Source organism: Collimonas fungivorans Ter331 (assembly GCF_000221045.1).
Lineage (GTDB): Bacteria > Pseudomonadota > Gammaproteobacteria > Burkholderiales > Burkholderiaceae_D > Collimonas > Collimonas fungivorans_A.
In genome coordinates, this window is the sequence record NC_015856.1 from 4238409 (window position 1) to 4252858 (window position 14450).

Genomic DNA, 14450 nt, shown 5'->3' on the forward strand with positions numbered 1-14450 from the left:
CTACTCTCAAGGCTGGCTGGTGCGCCGCAATCAACGGTCGTCGCCGCGGTATTCCACATAGGTCCGGTCGCGCAGTTGGCGCAGCCAGTCGTTAGTAGCTTCTTCGGTCTTACGTTCACGAATCGCCAACCGCGCCGTCAGGCGCTGGCGTTCCTTCGATACATCGTTGGCCTTGCGCTCCACCACCTGGATCAGGTGGTAGCCGAACGGCGACTCGATCGGATCGCTGATCTGGCCCGGTTTCAGCGCATCCATCGCGCGTTCGAATTCGGGTACGGTGTCGCCCGGGTAAACCCAGCCCAGGTCACCGCCCTTGGAGGCCGACAAATCGTTCGAATACAATTTGGCCAGATCTTCAAAGGTCGCCACCTTGTTGTCGATACGTTCCTTCAGGTCGGCCAGGCGGCGGCGCGCTTCTGTCGCCGTCACGGTTGGCGTCACCTTGATCAGGATATGGCGCACATGGGTCTGCTGGACCGGCGCTGCTGCCGTATCGGTCGCGGCTGCCGCGGCAGCTGCACGCTTGTTGACCAGCTTGATGATATGAAAACCGTTGGCGCTTTTCAGGATGCTCGACACCTGGCCCGGATTCAGGTTCGCGACCGCTTCCACAAACAGCGCCGGCAGGCGGTCCTGTGCGCGCCAGCCCATATCGCCGCCGGTCAGGGCGTCGCTGGCGTCGGAATAAGCAGCGGCGACGGCGGCGAAATTACCGCCGGACTTGATCTGCTGCATGGCTTCTTCGGCGCGCTTGGCGCGTTGTGCAATCTGCTCGGCCGAGGCGTTTTCCGGCACCCGGACCAGGATCTGCGCCAGGTCGAGTTCCTGCGCGGTTTGCTTGTTGGCGTTTTCAGCGGCGATATAGTTGTCGACTTCCGATTCCGAAATCTGGATCTTGTTGTCGACTTCGCGTTCACGCAAGCGCTGCAACAGCATTTCCTGGCGAATTTCTTCGCGGAAGGAGGCGTAAGGAATCTTGTCCTGCGCCAGTTGCTTCTGGAAATCGCCCATCGACAATTTATTCTGTTCGGCGATCCGGCTGATCGCCCGGTCCAGCATGACGTCGTCCACCGACAAGCCGTTTTCTTTCGCCAGTTGCACTTCGGCGCGCTCCAGGATCATGCGTTCCAGCAATTGCTTCTGCAGTTCGGCCACAGGCGGCAATTCGATGTTCTGGGCACGCATGCGTTGCGTCACGTCGCTCATGCGCTTGGCCAATTCCTGCTGGGTAATCACGTCCGTGTTGACCACTGCGACAATCGCGTCGACAGTCTGCGGATTGGCTTTCGCCGCAGCTGGCTTGGCGGCCGGCGCGGCAGTTGGCGCAACCGCCGGCGGCGCGGTTTGCGCCGTCGATGCGGCTTGGGCCCAGGCGCCGCCGGCAGTAACGGACAACAGCGAGAATGCCATTGCAGCGAGTTGGATTTGATTGGTTTTACGCATAATTGGAAAAACGTTCATAAGTGAAAATGACGGATTCAACGGCTGATGAAAGAGTCGGGTTGATTAACATTCTGATAACCTGGGACACTGCTGCGCAGGGCTTGGATCGGATTGGACCCGATGCTTGACAAACCATTCAACTCAAGTTGCACGAATATACCCGTAGTCGAGCGGGTTGACGAGGTCGGCGTACGCTGGCCGACCACGCGGAACACCCAGCAATCCGCTTTGTATTCCAGCCCGAGCAGGCTTTGGCCAACTGTCTTTTCCTGCAAGGAATAACTGACGCGGCCGACGCCATACCAGCGGCGGCTCAGCGGCCATTGGGCGGATACGTCGAATTGCTTCAGGTATTTATTGTCCAGCAGCAGCGGGTCGACGTTGTTGTGATCCAGCTGGTAGGAAAAATTGATGACTTTTTTCGGGCCCGGCTGCCATTTGATGTTGGAGCTGGCGCGCACCCACTGGTTATTGCTCGGGCTGTACTGGATCGTATTGTCGATGCCGAGCGCCTGGGTCACCTGCCCGCCCGCCGTCAGCAGCAAATCCGAGCGGCTGGTGGTGATCGTGTCGGTAGTTCCCCCCAATGTAACGCGCGGCGGGGTAAAGTAAAAACGCTGGCCGATACCCAGGCGCAAGCGTTCTATGCCTGATTCCTCGATAAAGCGCGAAATCACTGCGGCGGTCAACTGGTTGGCGTCGCCGATGCGGTCATGGCCGGTATATCGGTTTTCAGTGAAAATCTGAGCAAAATTGAAATCCGCAACGCCGCTATCAAACAATGGATATTGGCTCTGGTCACGGTAGGGAGTACGCACATAGAACAGGCGCGGCTCCAATGTCTGCGTCATCTGGTTGCCGAAAAACTTGGCGTCGCGCTCGAAAATCAAACCGCTGTCCAGCGAGAAGGTGGGCAGTACCCGGTTAAAGTTATTGCCGATCGGCGCCTGATCCGCTGGAGTTGGGGAAACAAGCGGATTAGGTACGCCAAATTTATTCGGCGTGATGCTATAGGAGGTCGCATCCAGCTGGATCTTCGGTGTAATAAAATAACCAGGACGGATGATCGGATAGGAAAGCTGGGGGTTGATATAAATACGGTCGCCGCCCAACGGCAACAGCAGCGTGCTGGCTTGCGTCGTGCCGCTGCCTTGCGGGAAGTCGTATTGGCTATTCCTGAAGCGGGTGTATTGCGCGGTCACGTTCCAGTCAAACCCGTAAATATCCTGCTTGGCTGCAGCCACGGTAACTTGAGGCAGGCGGTCATATGGACGGCTCAACGTCGGATTTCCATTGGCATCGAAATCCTGCAATACCTGATAGCGCGAAGCCAGTGCCGCCACGCTCCAGAATGAACCGCTATAGTTCAAATCGAATTCCCGGTTCAGTACGCGTGCAGAACTTTGGGTAATCGAACGCGTGAAATCGTCGGGGTAATTGTTATCCGAAGCAAAATTGACATTCCAGCCCATGGTCAAACCGGGCGCCAGCGTCTGCGAATGGATCGACTGCACGGCATAACGGTTGGTCTTGGTCAGCTTGTCGTCCGGCAGGTACTCGATCTTGGTCTGGCCGCTGTAGCCATCCCCTATGTAGCGTGCGTCTCCGCCCATTTGCAAACCGCGCTGGGTAATGATGTTGGGGTACAGCGTGAAATCGCGGTTAGGGGCGATATTGAAATAATAAGGCAGGTTGAACTCAAAACCGCCGTTGTTGGTGGTCCCTATAACCGGCGGCAAGACACCGGACTGGCGCTCGTTCGACAAGGGAAATGACAGCACCGGCGAACCAAGGATAGGCACGCTCTTGAAATACAGCACGCCGTTGTGGGCAACCCCTTCGCCCAGCCCGCTGTCGACATCCAGCGTACTCGACTTGATATACCAGTCCGGCTTGGTGCTCGGGCAGGTGGTGTAAGTGCCGGTGATGATCTTTGATTTGTCCTCATCGATAAAATCGATGCGTTCCGCGCTGCCGTGGCCGTCATTGGCCTTGAACCAGTAGGTCGGGTTGGTCAGGAAACCTTGCCCGGAATCCATGTTCAGTTTGAGGTCGTCGCCGGTGTACTTGTCGCCGTAGCGGTTCATGCGCACGCAGCCGTGCGCTTCCGCCTCGTTTTCTACAATCCGGTAAGTCGCCTTGTTGGACTTGACGTTGGTCTCGCCGCGCGTCATGTCGACATCGTTATCCAGGTTGATCAGCCGGTCCGGGCGGCCGGTCATCTGCTCGGCCTCTACCGTGGTCGGCGCATCGCTATCGTTGACGCGCGGCGGCTTGGTGCTGTTTTGGGTGGTGGGGACAGTCGGCGTGACCGTTTCAGTCGTTTGTGCCCATGCCCACACAGGCATGGACGCCGCCGCGACGACCGAAGCCACCAGGACAGTCATGCGCCGCAAGGCCGGCAATTGGGACGCGGCCCGACCTGGACGTGACTGGGATTGCTTAGGGAGCGCTGAGGAGGACCGGGTCATGAAATGAATTTGGCAAACACCATAGCAGGCGATTTTTTGAAATTAATCCCTTATTATATGGGAACTCACCACCGATAACCGTAATACTGGATTGCTCAATGCCTTTGTCCCCGTCTGCCCCTGCTTTGCCTGATCTGCGTCAGACCCAAATTGTCGAATGGTTAACTGCGCTCAGCGCCGTCCCGACCCTCCCTGCAACCCTCCGCCCTGCCTCTGCCGACGCCAGTTTCCGGCGCTATTTCAGGGTTGATGCGGCCGCTCCAGGCACGGCTGACGGCGGCACACTGATCATCATGGATGCGCCGCCGCCGCAAGAAGATGTGCGGCCGTTCATCGAGATTGCCGGGCTGCTCGCCGGCATCGGCCTGTCGGTGCCGGCAATCCTGGCGCAAGATGTCGAACGCGGTTTCCTGCTGCTGTCCGACCTCGGCTCCACCACCTACCTGCAGCAACTGAACGACGACAGCGCACCGAAACTGTATATGGACGCCATCGACGCCCTGGTGTTGCTGCAAACCAAGAGCCAGCCCGACGTCTTGCCGGAATACGACCGCGCCTTCCTGTTGCGAGAATTGCAAATATTTCCCGAATGGTATTTGGGCAAACACCTGAAGGCAACGCTGACCGACCAGCAAACCACGGATCTGAACCAGGTGTTCGACGCCATCCTGGCCAACAACCTGGCGCAGCCGCAGGTATTCATCCACCGCGATTACCACTCGCGCAACCTGATGGTGCTGCCGGCCGGCAATCCCGGCGTACTGGATTTCCAGGGCGCGCTGTACGGCCCGATCACCTACGACATCGTCTCGCTGTTGCGCGATGTCTACATCCAGTGGGACGAAGCGCAAGTGCTCGACTGGATGATCCGCTACTGGGAACGCGCCAAGCGCGCCGGCCTGCCGGTCGCCCCGGATATCGACAGCTTCTACCGCGACTTCGAATACATGGGACTGCAGCGGCACCTGAAGATACTCGGCCTGTTCGCGCGCCTGTATCACCGCGACGGCAAGGAAGCCTACCTGAAAGACATCCCGCTGGTCATGGATTACGTCCGCAAGACCGCGCTGCGCTACCGCGAGCTGATTCCGCTGGTGCGGTTGCTGGACAAGCTGGAAGACAAGACCGTGCAAGTCGGTTATACCTTCTGATGGCAGCCAGGACAAAACATCCATGAAAGCCATGATTTTTGCCGCCGGCCGCGGAGAGCGCATGCGCCCGCTGACCGACACCACTCCCAAACCCTTGCTCAAGGTGCGCGGCCGGCCGCTGATCGTCTGGCACATCGTCAACCTGGTGCGCGCCGGCATTACCGAGATCGTGATCAATCACGCCCACCTCGGGCAGATGATCGAAGACACGCTGGGCGACGGCAGCAAATTCGGCGCGACCATCGCCTATTCGCCGGAAGCGGTGGCGCTGGAAACAGCCGGCGGCATCGCCAACGCCCGCCACCTGCTGGGCGAGGCGCCGTTCGTGGCGATTGCAGGCGATGTCTACTGCCCGCATTTCGATTTCGCACAGGTCAAGCATACGCTGGAAGATAATGACATCTGGGGCCAGCCATATGCCCTGGACAAGCGCGACAATGCCTGGCTCTACCTGGTAAAGAATCCGCCGCACCATCCGCAAGGCGATTTCGGCCTGCACAGTTTTTCCGTCAGCAACGATGGCGAAGCTGGCCATACCTACACGTTCTCCGGCATCGGCGTATATCGCCCGGACATGTTCGACGCCGTCAACGCCGGCCAGCCGGAAAAACTGGTTACCCTGTTGCGCGAATACGCCGCGCGCGGCCAGATCGGCGGCGAGATATATCGCGGCGAATGGACCGACGTCGGCACCATCGAACGCCTGAATCAACTGAACGCGCCGCTGTAGACGACAAAGCGGCAGCAGACCAACCTACTCCAGAAAGACGCCAGCATGACTCCTTACAGCACACGCCGCAGCAAACTGATTGCGCAAATGCAGGCCATGGGCGGCGGCGTCGCGATTGTCTCGACCGCGCCCGAGGCAGCCCGCAACGCCGATTCCGATTTCCTTTACCGCCACGACAGCAGTTTCTATTACCTGTCCGGTTTCACCGAACCGGATGCCGTGATCGTGCTGGTCGCCGGCAAGGATCCCAAGGCTGTCTTGTTTTGCCGCGAAAAAAACCTGGAACGGGAAATCTGGGACGGCTTTCGTTTCGGCCCCGACGCCGCGCGCGAACAGCTCGGTTTCGATGCCGCCTACGCCATTGACGCCATCGACGAAGAAATGCCGAAACTGCTGGCCGATGCACCCGCAATTTTTTACGCGCTAGGCAAACAAGCCAAGCGCGACGCCCAGTTGCAAGGCTGGCTCGACAAGCTCGGCGGCCAGGCCCGCGTCGGCATCAGCGCACCGTCCACCATCCATAGCCTGGATCCCCTGCTGGCCGAAATGCGGCTGTTCAAGGATGCGGGAGAACACGCGATCATGCAGCGCTCGGGGCAAATTGCCGCCGGCGCCCATTGCCGCGCGATGCGCATGGCGCGCCCCGGCCTGCGCGAGTACCACCTGGAAGCGGAAATCCTGCATGAATTCCGCAGCAACGGCGCCGAATCGCCTGCCTATACCTCGATCGTCGCTACCGGCGCCAACGCTTGCGTGCTGCACTACCGCGCCGGCAACACCGAACTGAAGGACGGCGACCTGGTGCTGATCGATGCCGGCTGTGAATTCGAAAGCTATGCGTCCGACATCACCCGCACCTTCCCGGCCAACGGCGTCTTCTCCGGCCCGCAGAAAACCTTGTACGAAATCGTGCTGGCGGCGCAGCACGCGGCGATCGCCGCCACCCGGCCGGGACAGCGCTTCATCGACGGCCACAACGCGGCGCTGCGGGTGCTGGCGCAGGGCATGCTGGATACCGGCCTGCTCGACAAGAACAAGACCGGCACGCTCGACGATGTGATCGCCAACGGAGACTACCGCCAGTTCTACATGCACAGCACCGGGCACTGGATAGGCCTGGACGTGCACGACGTTGGCGCATATCGTGAAAAAAACGGCGAACCTGGCGAAGCGGCTCCCGAAGGCCAGCAAAAACCGTGGCGCAAGCTGCAGCCTGGCATGGTGACCACGGTCGAACCCGGCATCTACGTGCGTCCCGCCGAAGGCGTGCCGGAGCAATACTGGAATATCGGCATCCGCATTGAAGACGACATCCTGGTCACCGCCGACGGCAACCTCAACCTGACCAGCGACGTCCCGACAGCGGTGGCCGAGATCGAAGCGTTGATGCGCAAGTGACGTCCATGGCACACACGACTGCGGCAACTACAGCTCCCACCATCGTCGTATTCGACCTCGGCGGCGTTCTGTTCGACTGGAATCCGGACTACCTGTACCGCAAGCTGATCGCCGACGAAGCCGAACGCCAGTGGTTCCTCGCCAATATCTGCAATGGCGAATGGAATGTCCAGCAGGATGGCGGCCGTTCACTGAGCGAAGCGACCGCTGCGCTGAGCGCGCGCCATCCGGATCATGCGCAGCTGATCGGCGCTTTCTATGCACGCTGGACCGAAATGCTGGGCGGCACCCTGGCCGGAGGCATGGCGATTTTCGAGGCGCTGGAAAGCGCCGGCGTACCGCTGTATGCGCTGACCAACTGGTCGGCCGAAACTTTTCCCTACGCCCGCAACACCCATCCGTTCCAGCCCGTGCTGCAGCGTTTCAAGGATGTGCTGGTGTCCGGCGAGGAAAAACTGATCAAGCCCGATGCCCGCATTTACCAGCGCATGCTGGAGCGCATCCGCAAGCATTATCCGGCTGCGCAGGCGCAGCATCTGATATTCATCGACGACGTCCAGCGCAACGTCGAGGCCGCGCGCGCACTCGGCTGGCGCGCCATCCACCATACTGATCCTGCCGCCACCGCGGCCCAGCTGCGCAACTGGGGTTTGCCGGCATGAGTCAATCCACTGAGCATATTGATCAGCAGCGGGCCGAAGTCGATATCGCCATCTGCGGCGCCGGTCCGGTCGGCCTATGCCTGGCCGCCTTGCTGGTCAAGCGCGGCGTGGCCGCCGACCGCATTGCCCTGATCGACGCCAAGACGGTCGAGCAGGCAAGGCAGGATCCGCGCTCGATTGCACTGTCCTACGGCAGCCGCCAGATCCTGCAAGAGGTCGGCGCCTGGCCGATTGCGGCCACTGCCATCCACCAGATCCACGTATCGCGCCGCGCGCATTTCGGCCGCACCCTGATCCAGCGCGAAGAATTCCAGCTGCCGGCGCTTGGCTACGTCACGCGTTACGGCACCCTGGTCACCGCCTTGGCTGCATTGCCGGCGCTGGCCGCCGTCCATTTGCTGAGACCGGTGCAAGTCAGTTCCAGCACCGAACAAGACGACGCTGTGGAACTGCAATTGTCGGACGGCCGTACGCTGCGCAGCAAACTGCTGGTGCAGGCCGAAGGCGGCCTGTTCGGCGCCCAGGACGACAAGTCGCTGCAGCGCGACTACCAGCAGATTGGCATCGTCGCCCACGTCCAGAGCAGCGCGCCGGTTGCGCACCGCGCATTCGAACGCTTTACCGACCAGGGTCCGCTGGCGCTGCTGCCGCAGGATGACGGTCACGGCAACAACTATGCCTTGGTATGGTGTGTGCGCCCCGCCATGGCAAACGAACTGCTGGCGCTGGACGATGCGGCGTTCCTGGCTGCGCTGGCGCAGGCTTTCGGCGGCCGCCTCGGGCGATTTACCAAAACCTCGGCCCGCAACAGTTTCCCGCTCGGCCTGAATGCGCGCCCGGCAGCCACCGCCAGGACCGTCGCCATCGGCAATGCCGCGCAAACCCTACACCCGGTCGCCGGCCAGGGTTTGAACCTGGGTCTGCGCGACGCCACGGTGCTGGCGCGTTTGCTGGCCAGCGAGGCCGGCAGCATTGGGCCAAATATCGGGCCAGATGCGCTGCATCAGTTTGCCTTGGCCAGAAAGACAGACCGAAGTTTGACCATCCACCTCACCGACGTCATGGCGCGCATCTTCGCCAGCGCTCCCGACGGCGCCCTGTCGCAAACCCTGCTCGGTTTATCGCTGGGGCTGGTCGATGTGGTGAAACCCGCCAGGCGCCTGCTGGCGCAGCAAATGATGTTTGGCCGACGCTGAATCACGCCCGCTCGCACGATAAAAAAGCCGCAGCAGTTTTACCTGATGCGGCTTTTTTAACGAGAACAGTCAGCGTCTATTCAACTGCTTTCACCATATCTTCAATCACCTTCTTGGCGTCGCCGAACACCATCATGGTCTTGTCCATGTAGAACAGTTCGTTGTCGAGCCCGGCATAGCCGGCAGCCATCGAGCGCTTGTTGACGATCACGGTCTTGGCTTTATAGACTTCCAGGATAGGCATGCCGGCGATCGACGATTTCGGATCTTTCGCGGCAGGATTGACGACATCGTTGGCGCCCAGCACCAGCACCACGTCGGCCTGGGCGAATTCGCCGTTGATGTCTTCCATCTCGAACACCTGGTCGTAAGGCACTTCCGCTTCCGCCAGCAGCACGTTCATGTGGCCAGGCATGCGCCCCGCCACCGGGTGGATCGCGTATTTGACGATCACGCCCTTGTGCGTCAGCTTCTCGGTCAGCTCCTTCAAGGCGTGCTGCGCGCGCGCCACCGCCAGGCCGTAGCCCGGGACGATGATCACGGTTTCCGCATTGCCCATCAGGAAAGCGGCGTCATCGGCCGAACCGGATTTCACCGGCCGCTGCTGTTGCGCCGCGCCGCCGGTGGCAGCCGCCGCATCGCCGCCGAAGCCGCCCAGGATGACGTTAAAGAACGAGCGGTTCATGGCCTTGCACATGATGTAGGACAGGATTGCACCGCTCGAGCCGACCAGCGAACCGGCGATGATCAGCATCGAGTTGTTCAGCGAGAAGCCGATGCCGGCAGCCGCCCAGCCGGAATAGCTGTTGAGCATCGAAACTACCACCGGCATGTCGGCGCCGCCGATCGGGATGATGATCAGCACGCCGAGGATGAAAGCGATCAGCGCCATCAGGATGAACGGCAGCCAGGCCTGGGTCAGTACAAAAATGATGCCGAGGCCGATCATCGCCACCGCCAGCAGCAGGTTGATGAAATGCTGGCCGCGGAAACTCACCGGCGCGCCCTGGAACAGGCGGAACTTGTATTTGCCCGACAGTTTGCCGAAAGCGATCACCGAACCGGAGAAGGTAATCGCGCCGACGAAGGTGCCGATGAACAGTTCGATGCGGTTGCCGGTCGGCAGTGCTTCGCCGTGCGCAGCGATACCGAAAGCCCAAGGCTCCGACACCGCGGCGACCGCAATACACACTGCCGCCAGGCCGATCAGCGAGTGCATCGCCGCCACCAGCTCCGGCATCTTGGTCATCTCGACCCGCTTGGCCAGCATGGCGCCGATGCCGCCGCCTACCACCACGCCGCCGGCCACCAGCCAGAAGCCGAGGCCGGCTCCCTGCGATTCAGCCTTCAGCTTGACGATCAGGGCAATCGTGGTCACCACCGCGATCGCCATGCCGGCCATGCCGAATGCATTGCCGCGCCGCGCCGAAGACGGATGCGACAAACCCTTGAGCGCCTGGATGAAGCAGACCGAGGCGATCAGGTACAACAAGGTCACCAGGTTCATGCTCATTGCTGCGCTCCCTCTTTGGCGGCAGGTTTTGCCTTAGGCTCTTTTTTCTTGAACATTTCCAGCATGCGCTGGGTCACCAGGAAGCCGCCGAATACATTGACGGCCGCCAGCGCCACCGCCAGCGTGCCGGCGATCTGGCCGACGATGCCTTCGGTCAGGCCGGCCGCCAGCATGGCGCCGATGATGATGATGGCGGAAATGGCGTTGGTGACTGCCATCAGCGGCGTATGCAGTGCCGGTGTAACGGTCCAGACCACGTGGTAACCGACGTAGATCGCCAGTACGAAAATGATCAGGTTGGTGATGGTGTGCGTGACTTCCATGGTTTCCCCTTGATAGAAGGACAGCGCCGCCGATTTGCGCAGCTGGCGCTTCGCCTTAGATTTTCTTCAGGCCGGTAATCCGGTTGTTGTCGTCGACAAACACCACTTTCGGCACGTAACTGCCGGCCTCTTCATTCGAAAGCGGAGCATAGGTGCAGATGATCAGCAGGTCGCCCAGGTGGGCGCAGCGGGCAGCCGCGCCGTTCAGGGAAATCTCGCCGCTGCCGCGCTTGCCGCGGATCGCATAAGTCGAGAAACGCTGGCCGTTGTTGACGTTGTACAGCTCGATCTTTTCAAACTCGCGGATGTCGGCCGCTTCCAGCAGGTCTTCATCGATCCCGCAAGAGCCCTCGTAGTGCAGGTCAGCCTGGGTGACGGTTGCGCGATGGATCTTGGCGCGCAGCATGATGCGTTGCATATCTTGTTTCTCCAATTTTATGTCTTTACAAAGAGCCCCAGGCCAAAGCCTGGTCGCCCCTTTACAACCATTGATTAATTTTATTTGCGCAGCACTTCGCCGCCGCTGCACAGCAAGGTGGCGGCCACGATATCGTCCTCGCGGTTGATCACCAGGCCGCCTTCGGCGTTGATGATCAGCTTGAGGAAATCGAGCAGGTTGCGCGCATACAGCGCCGAAGCGTCGGCCGCCACCAGCGCCGCCAGGTTGCCTTCGCCGATGATGTGGACGCCGTGCCTGATGACAGTTTTTCCGCTTTCCGACAGCGGGCAGTTGCCGCCCTGGTCAACCGCCATGTCGAGGATCACCGAACCCGGCTTCATCGCCTTGACGGTGTCTTCGCTGATCAGCACCGGCGCCTTGCGGCCGGGAATCAGGGCGGTGGTGATGATGATGTCGGCCTGCTTGGCGCGTTCATGCACCAGCTCGGCCTGGCGCCGCATCCAGTCGGCCGGCATCGGCCGCGCGTAGCCGCCCACGCCCTGGGCGATTTCCTTTTCTTCATCGGTGATGAAAGGCACGTCCAGGAATTTCGCGCCGAGCGACTCGATCTGTTCTTTCACTGCAGGCCGCACATCGGAAGCTTCGATCACGGCGCCGAGGCGCTTGGCGGTGGCGATTGCTTGCAAACCAGCAACACCGGCGCCCATGATCAGCATCCGCGCCGCTTTCACGGTGCCGGCGGCGGTCATCAGCATCGGCATGAAACGCTGATAGGTATTGGCCGCCATCAGCACCGCCTTGTAGCCGGCGATGTTGGCTTGCGACGACAGCACGTCCATCGATTGCGCACGCGAAGTGCGCGGCGCCGCTTCCAGCGCGAAGGCGGTCAGGCCATGGCTTGCCATAACAGCAATATTGTCGGCATCAAAAGGGTTCAACATGCCGACCACGACCGTGCCGCTTTTCAGCAACGCCAGTTCGTCGCTGCTGGGGGCACGCACCTTGAGCACGGTTTCCACGCCGAATGCCGCCGCCGCGGTGACTACCTCGGCGCCGGCCGCAGCGTAAGCTTCGTCGGTGATGCTGGACGAAATGCCCGCGCCAGACTGCACCAGCACCTGGTGTTTGGCCGCCACCAGCTTCTTTACCGTCTCCGGAGTCGCAGCAACCCGGGTTTCGCCAGGCCGCGTCTCGGCGGGGATGCCGATTTTCATGTACTTCTCCCACTATGTTAAGAATTCTTTGGATTTGCCGAGGACAGGATAACTCGCCACCCGTCGAGGCCAGGCGGCGCTTAAAGTCTGCCTTGTCAATTAGCTGTATGGAATCTTACACGGAAAAATTGCGGCTCAACAACCAGAGGTCTTGATGTAGGTTATTTATCCTAAAATTAATCCGTCGTTGCGAATATGGCTACAATCACCTCCGCTTTCGTGCTAGGACGCTGCAGGCGCCATCCTTGGCCCGCTGCCCCCTGCTTCTGGCCGGCTTCTCATCGAAAACCGGCAGGCAAGTTAAAATATCGGATTAACCGAGGAATTTATGACTGACGTTTGGAAACCCGCCGTCACAGTTGCCGCGATCATAGAGCGCGACGGGCGCTTCTTGCTGATTGAAGAAGCGACCAGTGACGGCATCCGCATCAACCAGCCAGCCGGCCATCTCGATCCCAACGAGTCGCTGGCGCAGGCGGTCGTGCGCGAAACGCTGGAAGAAACGGCGCATGACTTCACCCCTACCGCGCTGGTCGGCATGTACATGGCGCGTTATGTATCGGTGCGCACCGGCAAAGCGGTCACTTACTTGCGTTTCGCGTTCTGCGGCGACCTTGGCGCCCGCCACGATCAGGCGCTCGACCATGGCATCTTGCGCACCCTGTGGATGTCGCGCGACGAACTGGCGGCCTGTCCGGAACGCCACCGCAGTCCGCAAGTGCTGCTGTGCATCGACGATTACCTGCGCGGCCAGCGCGCGCCGCTGTCCATGCTGAACACCCATCCAAGCGCCTGCGGGGTGGCCCATGTCTAGTAAAAAACGCGTGGTCATCGGCATGTCGGGCGGGGTCGATTCCTCCGTTTCGGCGTGGATGCTGAAACAGCAGGGTTATGAAGTGATCGGCCTGTTCATGAAGAACTGGGAAGATGACGACGATTCCGAATACTGCTCGACGCGGCAGGACTGGATCGATGCGGTCAGCGTGGCCGATGTGATCGGTGTCGATATCGAAGCAGTCAATTTCGCCGCCGAGTACAAGGACCGGGTATTCGCCGAATTCCTGCGCGAGTACCAGGCCGGGCGCACGCCCAACCCGGACGTGCTGTGCAATGCCGAAATCAAGTTCAAGGCCTTCCTCGACCATGCCATGAAACTGGGCGCGGACCTGATCGCCACCGGCCACTACGCGCGCGTGCGGCAGGCCGATTCCGGCCGCTTCGAACTGCTGAAGGCGGTCGACGCCAGCAAGGACCAGAGTTATTTCCTGCACCGCCTGAACCAGTCGCAGCTGTCGCGCACCTTGTTCCCGCTGGGCGAAATCCAGAAAACCGAAGTGCGCAAGATCGCCGAGCAGATCCAGTTGCCGAACGCCAAGAAGAAGGATTCGACCGGCATCTGCTTTATCGGCGAACGGCCGTTCCGTGAATTCCTGAACCGCTACCTGTCATATAAACCGGGGCCGATGAAGACACCCGATGGCGATGTGGTGGGCGAGCATGTCGGCTTGAGTTTTTACACGCTGGGCCAGCGCAAGGGCATCGGCCTGGGCGGCATGAAAACGCACAAGAATGCCGGCGGCGACAGCGATCCCTGGTATGTCGCCAGGAAAGATGTGGAAAACAACACTTTGTACATCGTTCAGGGCCATGATCACCCATGGCTGCTGTCGTCGACGCTGCAGGCGGGCCAGCTCAGCTGGGTCGCGGGAGAAGCGCCGGGCAGCGGCCAGCTGTCGGCCAAGACACGCTACCGGCAAGCCGACATGGCTTGCACGTTTGACAGCCTGCGGTTGCCTGAAGCGGAAAATTTCGCGCTCAGTTTCAGCGATCCGCAGTGGGCCGTCACTCCTGGACAATCTGCCGTGCTGTACGATGGCGATATCTGCCTCGGCGGCGGCATCATCGAATCATCCGGCAACATCGCCTGATTTCCGGTTTTTTCCTGGTTT

General features: G+C 60.5%; 13 protein-coding genes. 7 read left to right on the plus strand and 6 right to left on the minus strand.

The genetic code is table 11. The features are described from left to right. Window positions 1-30: 30 nt before the first annotated feature. Window positions 31-1410 carry a peptidylprolyl isomerase gene (locus tag CFU_RS18850; RefSeq protein WP_238531344.1) on the minus strand — a complete coding sequence of 460 codons (1380 nt, stop codon included), beginning with the start codon at window positions 1408-1410 and terminating at the stop codon, window positions 31-33. A 68-nt stretch (window positions 1411-1478) separates the two neighbouring features. After that, the gene (locus CFU_RS18855) at window positions 1479-3830 is read right to left on the minus strand and encodes an LPS-assembly protein LptD (protein ID WP_148264887.1); all 2352 of its coding nucleotides are present in this window, start codon (window positions 3828-3830) and stop codon (window positions 1479-1481) included. Between the two features lie 182 nt (window positions 3831-4012). Between CFU_RS18855 and CFU_RS18860 the strand changes: the two genes are divergently transcribed. Genes CFU_RS18860 through CFU_RS18880 form a run of 5 tightly spaced genes read left to right on the plus strand, consistent with a single transcriptional unit; the run spans window position 4013 to window position 9051 of the window. Beyond that, window positions 4013-5065, plus strand: a complete 1053-nt coding sequence (locus CFU_RS18860) for an aminoglycoside phosphotransferase family protein (protein WP_014007603.1) — start codon at window positions 4013-4015, stop codon at window positions 5063-5065. A gap of 22 nt (window positions 5066-5087) precedes the next feature. Then, window positions 5088-5795 carry an N-acetylmuramate alpha-1-phosphate uridylyltransferase MurU gene (gene murU, locus CFU_RS18865; RefSeq protein ID WP_014007604.1) on the plus strand — a complete coding sequence of 236 codons (708 nt, stop codon included), beginning with the start codon at window positions 5088-5090 and terminating at the stop codon, window positions 5793-5795. A 45-nt stretch (window positions 5796-5840) separates the two neighbouring features. Continuing rightward, window positions 5841-7193 (plus strand): aminopeptidase P N-terminal domain-containing protein, encoded by a 1353-nt coding sequence (locus tag CFU_RS18870; protein WP_014007605.1) that lies wholly within the window; start codon window positions 5841-5843, stop codon window positions 7191-7193. A 5-nt stretch (window positions 7194-7198) separates the two neighbouring features. Then, window positions 7199-7855, plus strand: coding sequence for an HAD family hydrolase (locus tag CFU_RS18875; protein WP_041742410.1), 657 nt, complete (start codon window positions 7199-7201; stop codon window positions 7853-7855). Next, complete coding sequence (locus CFU_RS18880; RefSeq protein WP_014007607.1) at window positions 7852-9051, plus strand: FAD-dependent monooxygenase; 1200 nt, start codon at window positions 7852-7854, stop codon at window positions 9049-9051. The genes CFU_RS18875 and CFU_RS18880 overlap by 4 nt, the downstream gene beginning before the upstream one ends. 76 nt (window positions 9052-9127) lie before the next feature. On the opposite strand, the gene CFU_RS18885 is transcribed toward CFU_RS18880, so the two are convergent. From CFU_RS18885 to CFU_RS18900, 4 genes are all read right to left on the minus strand, one after another. Next, window positions 9128-10564 (minus strand): NAD(P)(+) transhydrogenase (Re/Si-specific) subunit beta, encoded by a 1437-nt coding sequence (locus tag CFU_RS18885; RefSeq protein ID WP_014007608.1) that lies wholly within the window; start codon window positions 10562-10564, stop codon window positions 9128-9130. Beyond that, a complete protein-coding gene (locus CFU_RS18890) occupies window positions 10561-10887 on the minus strand; it encodes an NAD(P) transhydrogenase subunit alpha (RefSeq protein WP_014007609.1) in 327 nt (108 codons plus the stop codon). Before CFU_RS18890 ends, CFU_RS18885 begins: the two co-directional genes overlap by 4 nt. Window positions 10888-10942: 55 nt before the next feature. Continuing rightward, window positions 10943-11305 (minus strand): aspartate 1-decarboxylase, encoded by a 363-nt coding sequence (gene panD, locus CFU_RS18895; protein ID WP_041742412.1) that lies wholly within the window; start codon window positions 11303-11305, stop codon window positions 10943-10945. 80 nt (window positions 11306-11385) lie between these two features. Next, window positions 11386-12501 (minus strand): Re/Si-specific NAD(P)(+) transhydrogenase subunit alpha, encoded by a 1116-nt coding sequence (locus tag CFU_RS18900; protein ID WP_014007611.1) that lies wholly within the window; start codon window positions 12499-12501, stop codon window positions 11386-11388. Window positions 12502-12829: 328 nt separating this feature from the next. Here CFU_RS18900 and CFU_RS18905 point away from each other — a divergent pair, with 328 nt between their 5' ends. Continuing rightward, on the plus strand, window positions 12830-13315 hold the full coding sequence (locus CFU_RS18905) for an NUDIX hydrolase (RefSeq protein WP_014007612.1): 486 nt from the start codon (window positions 12830-12832) through the stop codon (window positions 13313-13315). Beyond that, window positions 13308-14429, plus strand: a complete 1122-nt coding sequence (gene mnmA / locus CFU_RS18910; RefSeq protein WP_014007613.1) for a tRNA 2-thiouridine(34) synthase MnmA — start codon at window positions 13308-13310, stop codon at window positions 14427-14429. Before CFU_RS18905 ends, mnmA begins: the two co-directional genes overlap by 8 nt. Window positions 14430-14450 lie beyond the last annotated feature (21 nt).